Source organism: Aeromicrobium sp. REDSEA-S38_B2, assembly GCF_001628525.1.
Classification (GTDB): domain Bacteria; phylum Actinomycetota; class Actinomycetes; order Propionibacteriales; family Nocardioidaceae; genus Aeromicrobium; species Aeromicrobium erythreum.
The window spans coordinates 1-10,192 of the sequence record NZ_LUNH01000067.1 but is presented as its reverse complement, the minus strand read 5'-3'; the positions used below and the strand labels follow the sequence as shown (position 1 = coordinate 10,192).

The 10,192-nt window shown below is 72.4% G+C and carries 9 protein-coding genes and 1 pseudogene; 2 read left to right on the top strand and 8 right to left on the bottom strand.

Annotated elements, in window-relative coordinates; genetic code table 11:
* The 3 genes from A6Q81_RS13335 to aceA form a co-directional block, all read right to left on the bottom strand.
* Nucleotides 1-221: hypothetical protein (locus A6Q81_RS13335; protein ID WP_502692822.1), on the bottom strand; the 221-nt coding region annotated here is incomplete at its 3' end.
* Nucleotides 218-1,831, bottom strand: coding sequence for a malate synthase A (gene aceB, locus A6Q81_RS13330; protein WP_286690758.1), 1,614 nt, complete (start codon nucleotides 1,829-1,831; stop codon nucleotides 218-220). The genes A6Q81_RS13335 and aceB, both read right to left, overlap by 4 nt.
* Nucleotides 1,831-3,123, bottom strand: a complete 1,293-nt coding sequence (aceA, locus tag A6Q81_RS13325) for an isocitrate lyase (protein WP_067859194.1) — start codon at nucleotides 3,121-3,123, stop codon at nucleotides 1,831-1,833. Before aceA ends, aceB begins: the two co-directional genes overlap by 1 nt.
* A gap of 177 nt (nucleotides 3,124-3,300) precedes the next feature.
* On the opposite strand from aceA, the gene A6Q81_RS13320 reads away from it, so the two are divergent.
* Nucleotides 3,301-4,701, top strand: a complete 1,401-nt coding sequence (locus tag A6Q81_RS13320) for a short-chain fatty acyl-CoA regulator family protein (protein WP_286690757.1) — start codon at nucleotides 3,301-3,303, stop codon at nucleotides 4,699-4,701.
* Nucleotides 4,702-4,842: 141 nt separating this feature from the next.
* On the opposite strand, the gene A6Q81_RS13315 is transcribed toward A6Q81_RS13320, so the two are convergent.
* Nucleotides 4,843-5,814, bottom strand: coding sequence for a CE1 family esterase (locus tag A6Q81_RS13315; protein WP_286690756.1), 972 nt, complete (start codon nucleotides 5,812-5,814; stop codon nucleotides 4,843-4,845).
* 84 nt (nucleotides 5,815-5,898) lie between these two features.
* Between A6Q81_RS13315 and A6Q81_RS13310 the strand changes: the two genes are divergently transcribed.
* A complete protein-coding gene (locus tag A6Q81_RS13310; RefSeq protein ID WP_286690755.1) occupies nucleotides 5,899-6,891 on the top strand; it encodes a DNA topoisomerase IB in 993 nt (330 codons plus the stop codon).
* Nucleotides 6,892-6,894: 3 nt separating this feature from the next.
* On the opposite strand, the gene A6Q81_RS13305 is transcribed toward A6Q81_RS13310, so the two are convergent.
* The 4 genes and pseudogenes from A6Q81_RS13305 to trpS all read right to left on the bottom strand — a co-directional run bounded on the left by A6Q81_RS13305 (nucleotide 6,895) and on the right by trpS (nucleotide 10,020).
* Nucleotides 6,895-8,601, bottom strand: a complete 1,707-nt coding sequence (locus tag A6Q81_RS13305; protein WP_286690754.1) for an FAD-dependent oxidoreductase — start codon at nucleotides 8,599-8,601, stop codon at nucleotides 6,895-6,897.
* A gap of 1 nt (nucleotide 8,602) precedes the next feature.
* Nucleotides 8,603-9,066: pseudogene (locus tag A6Q81_RS17295) on the bottom strand (2'-5' RNA ligase family protein).
* Between the two features lie 10 nt (nucleotides 9,067-9,076).
* Entirely contained in the window at nucleotides 9,077-9,247 is a 171-nt protein-coding gene (locus A6Q81_RS17395; RefSeq protein WP_502692821.1) for a hypothetical protein, read from the bottom strand.
* A gap of 20 nt (nucleotides 9,248-9,267) precedes the next feature.
* On the bottom strand, nucleotides 9,268-10,020 hold the full coding sequence (trpS, locus tag A6Q81_RS13290; RefSeq protein ID WP_502692820.1) for a tryptophan--tRNA ligase: 753 nt from the start codon (nucleotides 10,018-10,020) through the stop codon (nucleotides 9,268-9,270).
* Nucleotides 10,021-10,192: the final 172 nt, after the last annotated feature.

The window sequence follows — 10,192 nt, the reverse complement described above, 5'->3', positions numbered from 1 at the left end:
CGGCTTCTCCTGCGACCAGGAAGGCCCACGTCGGTCCCGCCGTCGGCCTCCTCTTCCACCGCACGGGTCACGGAGGCCGCGACCCGGTCGCGGCCTCCGTCCCGCGCGCTCGCGCCGGCCGCGACGAGGAGCACGTCGTGGCGGGCGCGGGCGCACCCCTCGGCGGCGACCGAACCCGTCAGGTCGCCGCCGAGGACGCCGGTCGCGAGCGGGTCGCTCACGCCGCCGCCTCCTCGCGGGTCACGAGGAAACGTCGGTAGGCGTCGTCGGTGAGGAACGCGGGGAGGTCGTCCCCGAGCGCACCCCGCCGCACGACGTGGCGCAGCGCCTCGATGCGCTCCGGCGGCCGTCCCGCCTGCTCCAGCGCGTCGAGCTCCTGCTCCAGCAGCGCCGCGACGCGGAAGCGCGTCACGACACCGCCCCCGTCGATCGGGGTCGCGTGCCGGCACCACTGCCAGAGCTGGCAGCGCGAGATCTCGGCCGTCGCGGCGTCCTCCATCAGCCCGTCGAGCCCGACCGCACCGCGGCCGTCGAGCCACGCGTCGACGTAGCGGACGAGGACCGAGACGTTCGCCCGCAGACCCTGGGCCGTGACCTCGCCCGGCGTGGCAGCCACGTCGAGCAGGTCCGCAGCCGACACCTCGACGTCGTCACGCTGCCGGTCGACCTGGTTCGGCCGGTCGCCGAGCACCTCCGTGAAGGCGTCGCGGCACGTCGCGACCAGGCCGGGGTGCGCCACCCACGACCCGTCGTAGCCGGCGGCCGCCTCCCTCTCCTTGTCGGCCCGGACCTTGGCCAGGGCGTCGCGGTTGCGGTCCTCGTCCCTGCTCGGGATGACGGCCGCCATGCCGCCGATGGCGTGCGCGCCACGGCGGTGGCACGTCTTCACGAGCAGCTCGGTGTAGGCACGCATGAACGGCACGGTCATCGTCACGTCGGCGCGGTCCGGCAGCACATAGGCGGGGTCGGCCCCGAGGTTCTTGATCGTGCTGAAGATGTAGTCCCAGCGGCCGGCGTTGAGCCCGGCGGCGTGGTCGCGCAGCTCGTAGAGGATCTCCTCCATCTCGAAGGCCGCGGGCAGCGTCTCGATCAGCACCGTCGCGCGGATCGTGCCGTGCGGGATGCGCAGCCACTGCTCGGTGCGCGTGAACACGTCGTCCCACCAGCGCGCCTCGAGGTGGCTCTCGAGCTTCGGCAGGTAGAAGTACGGCCCCGTGCCCTGCTCGATGAGCCGCCTGGCGTTGTGGTGGACGTAGAGACCGAAGTCGAAGAGCGCGCCGGCGATGGGTGCACCCTTGATGCGCAGGTGCTCCTCGTCGAGGTGCAGGCCCCGCGGGCGCACGATGATCGTCGCCAGCGGACCGTCTTCCAGCACGTACCGCTTGCTGTTCTCCTCGTGCTCGATGACCCGGCTGACCGCGTCGTGCAGGTTCAGCTGGCCGTCGACGACGTTGCGCCACGACGGGCTCGTCGCGTCCTCGAAGTCCGCCAGCCAGCCCTGCGCGCCGGAGTTCAGCGCGTTGATCGTCATCTTGCGGTCGACCGGCCCGGTGATCTCGACCCGCCGGTCCTCCAGGCCGGGACCGGCGCCCGCCACCCGCCAGGACGGGTCCTCGCGGACGCCGGCGGTCTCAGGCAGGAAGTCGGGGCGCCCGCCCGGACCGGCCGCGAGGTCCCGGTCGCGACGCAGTCGCAGCAGCTCGCGTCGACGTCCGTCGAACCGGTCGTGCAGCATGCGCAGGATGCCGAGCCCGCCGTCGCTGAACACCTCGTGGTCGCGCGGCCCGACCGGGCCGAGCAGCTGCATGTCGTTGCGCGTGGGTGCACACATCAGAACTGCGCCTCCTCGGTCGACCCGGTCAGCGCCGTGGTGGACGACGCCGGGTTGATGGTCGTGCTGAGGGCGTCGAAGTAGCCCGTGCCCGCCTCGCGCTGGTGCTTCGTGGCCGTATAGCCGCGCACCTCGTCGCCGAACTCGCGCTCCTGCAGCTCGACGTAGGCGCTCATGCCGGTGCGCGCGTAGCCGTGGGCGAGGTCGAACATCGAGTGGTTGAGCGCGTGGAAGCCGGCCAGGGTGATGAACTGGAAGGTGTAGCCCATCGCGCCGAGCTCGCGCTGGAACTTGGCGATGGTCGCGTCGTCGAGGTGCTTCCTCCAGTTGAACGACGGCGAGCAGTTGTAGGCGAGCAGCTGGTCGGGGTGCTCCTTCTTGATCGCCTCCGCGTACTGGCGCGCCAGCTCGAGGTCCGGCTCGGACGTCTCCATCCACAGCAGGTCCGCGTACTCGGCGTAGGCGATGCCACGGTCGATGCACGGGTCGATGCCGTTCGACACCTCGAAGAAGCCCTCCGAGGTGCGCCCACCGGTCAGGAAGCGACGGTCGCGCTCGTCGACGTCGCTGGTGAGGAGCGTCGCGGCCTGGGCGTCCGTGCGGGCGATGACGACGGTCGGCACGCCGGCGACGTCGGCCGCGAGGCGCGCCGCGTTGAGGGTGCGGACGTGCTGCTGGGTCGGGACCAGGACCTTCCCGCCCAGGTGCCCGCACTTCTTCTCGCTCGCGAGCTGGTCCTCCCAGTGCACGCCCGCGGCGCCGGCGGCGATCATCGCCCGCATCAGCTCGTAGGCGTTGAGCGGACCGCCGAACCCGGCCTCCGCGTCGGCGACGATCGGGGCGAACCAGTCGCGGGTCACCTGCCCCTCGGCGTGCTCGAGCTGGTCGGCGCGCTGCAGGGCGTTGTTGATGCGGCGCACGACGGCGGGCACCGAGTTGGCCGGGTACAGGCTCTGGTCGGGGTAGGTCTGTCCGGCGAGGTTCGCGTCGGCGGCGACCTGCCAGCCCGACAGGTAGATGGCACGCAGACCGGCGCGGACCTGCTGGACCGCCTGGTTGCCGGTGAGGGCGCCGAGCGCGTTCACGTAGTCGACGCCCTCGACCTGGCCGGACACGTAGTCCCACAGCTTGCGCGCGCCGAGGTCGGCGAGCGTGTGCGCCTCTTGCACGGTGCCGCGCAGGCGCACGACGTCGGCACCGGTGTAGTCACGCTTCACGGTCGCCCACCGCGGGTCAGACGCCCAGGCGGCGTCGAGCTGCTCGGCGGTCGGGGCGGGGTTCTGGTTCGTCATCGTCGCTCCTGGTGCACTGCTCCCGGTCCGGGTGATCCGGGGCGTCTCGGGATCCAGTGCAGCGGCCGCGGCGGTCGAGGTGAAGGCACGCAGCCCGCCAGGTTCTGACAACCAAGAGCGTCCCTTTTGCCAAGATTGCGAAGGCTCGACCTTTCACAGATCGCCTACGGTGAGCGCATGGACAAGCTCTACGCAGGTGCGCGGCTGCGTCGGCTGCGCGAGGAGCGCGGGCTCAGCCAGGTCGAGCTCGCCCGGATCCTGGCGATCTCGGCCAGCTACCTGAACCAGATCGAGCACGACACCCGCCCGCTGACGGTGACCGTGCTGGTTCGGCTCACCGAGGTGTTCGGTGTCGACCCGGCGTTCTTCAGCCCGCGCGACACCGCGCGCCAGCTCGCGGAGCTGCGGGAGGCGCTCCCCGAGGCCAGCGGCGCGACCGGCCTGCCGCTGTCGGACCTGCAGCAGGTCGCCGGGTCCATGCCCGAGGTGGCCGAGGCGATCGTGCAGCTGCACCGGCGCTACCGCGACGCCGTCGCGCACCTGGAGGCCGTCACGGACCGTCGCACCGCGGCGCAGGCCCTGATGCCGCACGAGCACGTCCGCGACTTCTTCTACCGCCACCAGAACTACATCGACCCCGTCGACCGCGCCGCGGAGGACCTCGCACGGTCCATCGGGACGCGACGTCTGGAGGTGCGTCACCACCTGCGACGTCACCTGCAGTCGGCGCACGGCGTCACCGTCGCGACCACCGAGCCGGACGCGCGCAGCACGCTCGAGTACGACGACGCGACCCGGACGCTGCGCCTCGCGCCGGACCTCCGCCCGGGGCAGCAGGCTTTCCGCATGGCCACGCAGCTGGCCTACCTCGAGGCGGGCGACGTCCTCGACACCGTGATCGACGCCGAGACGTGGCCCGACGACACCACCCGCGCCCTGGCGCGCATCGGTCTGGCGCACTACTTCGCCGGGGCGCTGATCCTCCCCTACCGCCCGTTCTTTCGCGCCGCCGAGCGGCTGCGCTACGACGTCGAGGTGCTGGCCGAGCACTTCGGCGTCGGCTACGAGACCGCGGCGCACCGGCTCAGCACGCTCCAGCGGTCCGAGCTGCGCGGCGTGCCGTTCATCTTCGTGCGTGTCGACAAGGCGGGGAACATCTCCAAGCGGGTGTCGGCCACCGGCTTCCACTTCTCGCGCAGCGGCGGGACCTGCCCGCTGTGGAACGTCTACGACGCCTTCGCCTCACCCGGACAGGTCGACGTCCAGGTGGCGGAGATGCCCGACGGGCAGCGATACCTGTGGATGGCCCGGACCGTCACCCGGCGACGCGGCGGCTACGGCAGCGCGGCCAAGACCTTTGTCATCGGGCTGGGCTGCGAGCTGCGCCAGGCGGGACGGCTCGTCTACAGCGCGGGGCTAGACCTCATCGAGCCCGACGTCATGCCCATCGGTCCCGGCTGCCGCACGTGCGACCGCCCTCGCTGCCCGCAGCGTGCGGCGCCGCCGATCGGTCGTCCGCTCCAGGTCGACGAGCGGCGCAGCTCCTTCGACCCCTACGGTGTCGGCCGGCCGGCCTGAGCACCGCACTCGGCACCGACGAGTCGAGCTCCCCCCGCGCCCGGGCCCGAGGCCCTCCAGGGGTCGACGCGGGGGAAGCCTTTCCTCACGGTAGTGCTCGCGACCCTCCCACCGCGAGGCCTGCGACGGCGGCGGTCGAGGTCAGGGGGCCTTCAGGCCGAAGAAGTCGGCCATGAGCCTCGTGGCGTCGATGGACGACGTCGTCTTGCCCAGCACCGGGACCTCGAAGCCGGCGCCGGGCCAGGTGTGACCACCGTCGTCGATCACGTAGGCCTGCAGCCGGCTGCCCTCGGAGCACCCTCGCCAGGTCTCGCGGACCACGTCGGACGCGACGTCCTGACGACGCGGCTCGCGTGCGCAGCCGTCGTGGCCGGCCCAGTCGCCGAGCACCGTCTGCACCGCGCGGACGGGGAAGATCGGGGTCTCGCCACCCTGGTAGGGCACCACCTCGTCGCCGGTCCCGTGGAAGTAGATGAACGACGTCGGCGGCGCGTCGCCGCACGCGGCCTGGTCGTAGAAGGTCGCCGCGACGCCGCCGTAGGCGCGGAACGGGTAGACGCCGCGGCAGGCCATCGCGAAGACCACTGCCGACCCGTTCGACATGCCCGCGGCGAACTGGCGGTCGGTGTCGACGCACCACTCGTCGCCGAGCTGCTCGCTCAGCTGCAGCCAGAAGGCCGCGTCCGAGCGGGGCTGGTCGGCGGTGGCCATGACGTCCCACTCCCGGCGGGGCTCGAGCGCCTGCGGTGCCACGACGATGAAGTCGCGCTCGTCGGCCACGGTCGGGAAGCCGGAGTAGGTGAGCACCTGCGGCGCGTTGCTGCCCAGCCCGTGGAAGAGGTAGACCACCGGCAGGGCCCGTCGTCCGTCGTAGCCGGGCGGGACGTGCACGACGTACGACCGCTCCGAGCCGTCGACGTCGATCGTGCGGGTCACGTCGCGGGTGCCTCCGGTGACGTCGTCGGGGACGCTGCCGCACCCCTTCGCGTCGCCGACGGACGCGGTGGCCGTCGGCGGCGCGGACGCGGACGGCTCGGCACGGCCGGCGTCGCCGTCGCGCGTGCAGGCGGCCAGGGTCAGGGACAACGCGACGACCGCGACAAGAGCTCGCACCCTCGTAGTCTGCCTGCTCGCCACGATCCCGACCGCACGACCGCTCGGCTCGCGGCCATCCGACGCCCCGCCTACGGTCGGAGCATGGTCCGCCTGCGTCGCACGTCACCGTCCATGGCCGGCTGGACGCGGGTCAAGCACGGCCGAGGGTTCCGCTACCTCGACCAGGACGGCGCGCCGCTGGAGGAGATCGACGTCGCGCGCTGCAAGGAGCTCGTCATCCCGCCCGCCTGGACGAAGGTGTGGATCTGCCCGGCCGAGAACGGCCACCTCCAGGCCGTCGGCACCGACGAGGCCGGCCGCCGCCAGTACCTGTACCACCCGGCCTGGCGCGAGCGCCGCGACGCCGAGAAGTTCCAGCACATGGAGGGCTTCGCCACCGCCCTGCTCGAGGCGCGGGACGCAGCGCGCGAGGAGGTGGCCGACGACGCGACCCTGCGGAGCACCGCGGCGCTCGCCTTCTGCCTGCTCGACCTCGGCATCTTCCGCGTCGGCTCGGACCGCTACACCGACGAGAACGGCAGCTACGGGCTGACGACGATCGAGAAGCAGCACGTGCGCCGCGACGGCGACTCGCTCGTCTTCGAGTACGTCGCCAAGAGCGGTCAGGACCTCGAGGTCTCGCTGCGCGACGAGCGGCTCATCGCGGCCCTCGAGCCGCTGCGTCGCCGACGGACCGGCGGCGACGTCCTCCTGGCGTACCGGGGCGGCGACGGGTGGTCGACGTTGGGCGCGACGGCGGTCAACGACTACGTCAAGGAGGTGCTGGGCGAGGAGTACTCGGCCAAGGACTTCCGCACCTGGCGAGGCACCGTGATCGCCGCGGCCGCGCTGTCGTCCTCGGACGCGTCGACCAAGACGGCCCGCAAGAAGTCGGTCGCCGCGGCGATGCGCGAGGTCGCCGAGCACCTCGGCAACACCCCCGCGGTCGCCCGCTCGTCGTACGTGGACCCGCGCGTCGTCGACCTCTTCGGCGACGGGGTCGTGGTGGCAGGCGGCCACCGCGCGGTCGCCCCCGGGGAGCCGGTCAGCCGCACCCTGGAGAAGCAGGTGCTGGAGCTGCTCGGCAAGGCCTGAGGATCAGTCGAGCTCGCCGAGCGCGCTCTCGACGGCGCGCCAGAACGTCGGGTAGGCGTACACGGAGTTGCGCAGCGTGGACACCGGCACCTCGGCGCGCACCGCCACGGCGAGCCCCGAGACGGTCTCGCCGCCGGTCGGGCCGACGACCGTCGCGCCCACGAGCACGCCGCGCGCGGCGTCGAGCACCAGCTTCACGACGCCCTCGGCGCCCGGGCCGTGCGTGAAGCCGCGCGAGCTCTGCGCCAGGTCGGTGCTCGCGACCCGGACGTCGATCCCCTGCTCGCGGGCCTGCTTCTCGGTGAGGCCGACCCCGCCGACCTCGGGGTCGGTGAACGTGACGCGCGGGAACGAGCCGTCGTAGTCAGGGAGCGTCTCGCCGAGGACGGCTCGCGCCGCGCGGTCGGACTGGTACATCGAGACGTGGGTGAATGCGCCGCGGCCGGCCACGTCGCCCACGACCCACAGGCCGTCGGCCGCCTGCATCGCGTCGTCGACGTCGATCGAGCGGGCCGTCGGGTCGAGACCGACGGTGTCGAGGCCGATGTCGGAGATCTGCGGCGTGCGTCCGGCGGCTACGAGGAGCTGCTCCACGTGCAGCGTGCCCGACGCGAGCTCGAGCGTGAACTGTTGTCCGTCGTGCGACACGGAGACGATGCGCTCGCCCTCGCGGACGTCGATGCCGTCGCGCTCGAACGCGCCGCGCAGGACGTCGGCCGCCTCCGGCTCCTCGGGGCCGAGGATGCGCGGACCCACCTCGACCACCGTGACCTCGCTGCCGAACCGAGCGAACGCCTGGGCCAGCTCGAGCCCGATCGGACCGCCCCCGACGACCGCGAGCGTCGCCGGCAGCACCGACGCCTCGAGCGCCTCGTGGTTCGTCCAGAAGGGCGTGTCGGCCAGGCCGTCGATCGGCGGCACCGAGGCACGGGTGCCCGGGTTGAGCACGACGCCGCGTCGTGCCTCGACGCGCGTGGTGCCGCCGCCGGACAGGTCGACCTCGACGACCCGCGGCCCCGCCAGCCGGCCGTGCCCGCGCAGCAGGCGCGCGCCCGACCTCTCGAGGCGTTCCGCGGCGACGGTGTCGTCCCAGTCGTCGGTGGCCTCCTCACGGATGCGCCGCGCGACGACGGAGAAGTCGGGCTCGACGGTGGCCGCGCCGGCCAGCTCGGCCGCACGCCGCGTCTCCGCGACCGCACCCGCGGCGCGGATGAACATCTTGGAGGGGATGCAGCCCCAGTAGGGGCACTCGCCGCCCACCAGGCCGGACTCCACGGCGACCACGTCGAGGCCCTCCCCCGCCAGCCGGGACGCCAGTGCCTCTCCGCCGGGTCCGAGTCCGATCACCACCACGTCGCACGTCGTCATGCCCCCATCCTGGGCCAGACCGACGACACCGGCCAGCCCGGTGAAGGTGCGGAAGTCCGAGAGCTGCAGCTGCCCCTCGCCGGACCCGATCATCCCCGGGAACAGCGACTCGATGGCGGCGCGCAGCGCGTCGTTGGCGCCGTCGACGACGGTGGAGACGACCCCGACGGTGAAGAAGGCCAGCGCCAGGATCGGGAAGAACGACAGGAACGCGAAGTACGTGATCGCCCCCGCCTGCTGCCCGGCCTTCACCGACCCGAAGTGCTCCTGCATCCGCACCACGTGGTCGATCCAGCCGTACCGCTCGCGCAGACCAGCGATCCGCTCCTTGATCGAGGCCATGTCAGCGCTCCCCCTCCGGCGCCCCCTCTAGGGCGTAGTCGCGGTAGGGCCGCCAGCCGGCGACCGCGTCGTGCACGTAGAGGTGGAACTCCTCCACGTCGAAGGCGCACTCGAACCCCTCGAGCTCGTGCTGCGCCCGGTCCAGCGAGTCGTCCTGCACGTCGTGGGCCACCGTCACGTGCGGGTGGTAGGGGAAGTCGAGGTCCACGTCCAGCGGCCCCCGGCGTACGGCGTCGGCCAGCTGCGCGCAGTGCTCGGCCCCCTCCGCGAGCGTCACGAAGCCGCCACGCCGGCCAGGTGCGACTCGACCGCGGCCAGCCCGTCCTGGTCCAGCACGGTCGGCGGGACCAGCGTGATGTGCGTGGGGATGAGCGAGGCCGAGGGGTCCCCGAGCGACTCCCGGTAGGCCTGGAGCTGCTCGCCCCAGGGGTCCGGGATCGCGACGGCGACTCCGATCGTGGGCACGCCCCCGACCCTAGCCGGAGCTCCGGGCGACGAATCCCACCCTCTGGTACACGTCGCGCAGGGTCGCCTCCGCGACCGCGCGCGCCTGCTCGGCACCCTGGTGCAGCACCTGGGAGAGATGTGTCTGGTCGTCGAGCAGCTCCAGGGTCCGCTCCCGGAACGGCGTCACGAAGTTGACCACGACCTCGGCGAGGTCCTTCTTCAGGTCGCCGTAGCCGAGTCAGTGACCGCCGAGCGGATCTTCTTCGCGCTGCGCGAGGGCTCGTCGAGCATCTCCACGATGCCGGCCGGGGAGGAGGCCGACTTCGACATCTTCGAGGTGGGGTCCTGCAGGTCGGCGATCTTCGCGGTGGCCTTGAGGATGTAGGGCTCGGGCAGCCGGAAGGTCTTCTTGTAGCGGTGGTTGAACCGCTGCGCGAGGTCGCGGGTCAGCTCGAGGTGCTGACGCTGGTCCTCACCGACCGGCACGTAGTGCGGGCGGTAGAGCAGGATGTCGGCGGCCTGCAGGATCGGGTAGGTGAACAGGCCGACGCTCGCGGCCCCCTCCCCCTGCTTGGCCGACTTGTCCTTGAACTGCGTCATCCGCCGGGCCTCGCCGAAGCCGGTCAGGCACTGCAGCACCCACGACAGCTGGGCGTGCTCGGGCACCTGGCTCTGCACGAAGATCGCGCTGCGCGTCGGGTCGATCCCCATCGCCAGCAGCTGCGCCGCGGCCCGCAGCGTCCGCTCGCGCAGCACCTTCGGGTCGTGCTCGACGGTGATCGCGTGCTGGTCGGCGATGAAGAAGAAGGGCTGGTGGTCCCGCTGCAGGTCCACCCACTGGCGCAGAGCGCCGAGGTAGTTCCCGAAGTGGAACGAGTCGGCGGTCGGCTGGATGCCGGACAGGACACGGGGACGGGCTCCGCCGGTGGGTGCGCTGGGCACGGCCACCTCGGGCTCGGTCGTCGCTGACATGCGCGTCATTCTCCCTGACGCGCGCTCCACTCCGCTCGCCGGGCCAGCGCCAGGACCACGAGGCCCGCCAGCGCGAGGCCGACGCCGACCAGGAGCGGCGCCCGCAGGCCCCACCCGGCGGCGATGACGGTGCCGCCGAGGAAGGCACCCAGGCTGTTGCCGATGTTGAGGC

Bases quoted from the DNA above. Each gene is read 5' to 3' on its own strand.
- aceB (WP_286690758.1), bottom strand. From the start codon at position 1,831: ATGTGTGCACCCACGCGCAACGACATGCAGCTGCTCGGCCCGGTCGGG.
- aceA (WP_067859194.1), bottom strand. From the start codon at position 3,123: ATGACGAACCAGAACCCCGCCCCGACCGCCGAGCAGCTCGACGCCGCC.
- A6Q81_RS13320 (WP_286690757.1), top strand. From the start codon at position 3,301: ATGGACAAGCTCTACGCAGGTGCGCGGCTGCGTCGGCTGCGCGAGGAG.
- A6Q81_RS13310 (WP_286690755.1), top strand. From the start codon at position 5,899: ATGGTCCGCCTGCGTCGCACGTCACCGTCCATGGCCGGCTGGACGCGG.
- A6Q81_RS13305 (WP_286690754.1), bottom strand. From the start codon at position 8,601: ATGGCCTCGATCAAGGAGCGGATCGCTGGTCTGCGCGAGCGGTACGGC.
- trpS (WP_502692820.1), bottom strand. From the start codon at position 10,020: ATGTCAGCGACGACCGAGCCCGAGGTGGCCGTGCCCAGCGCACCCACC.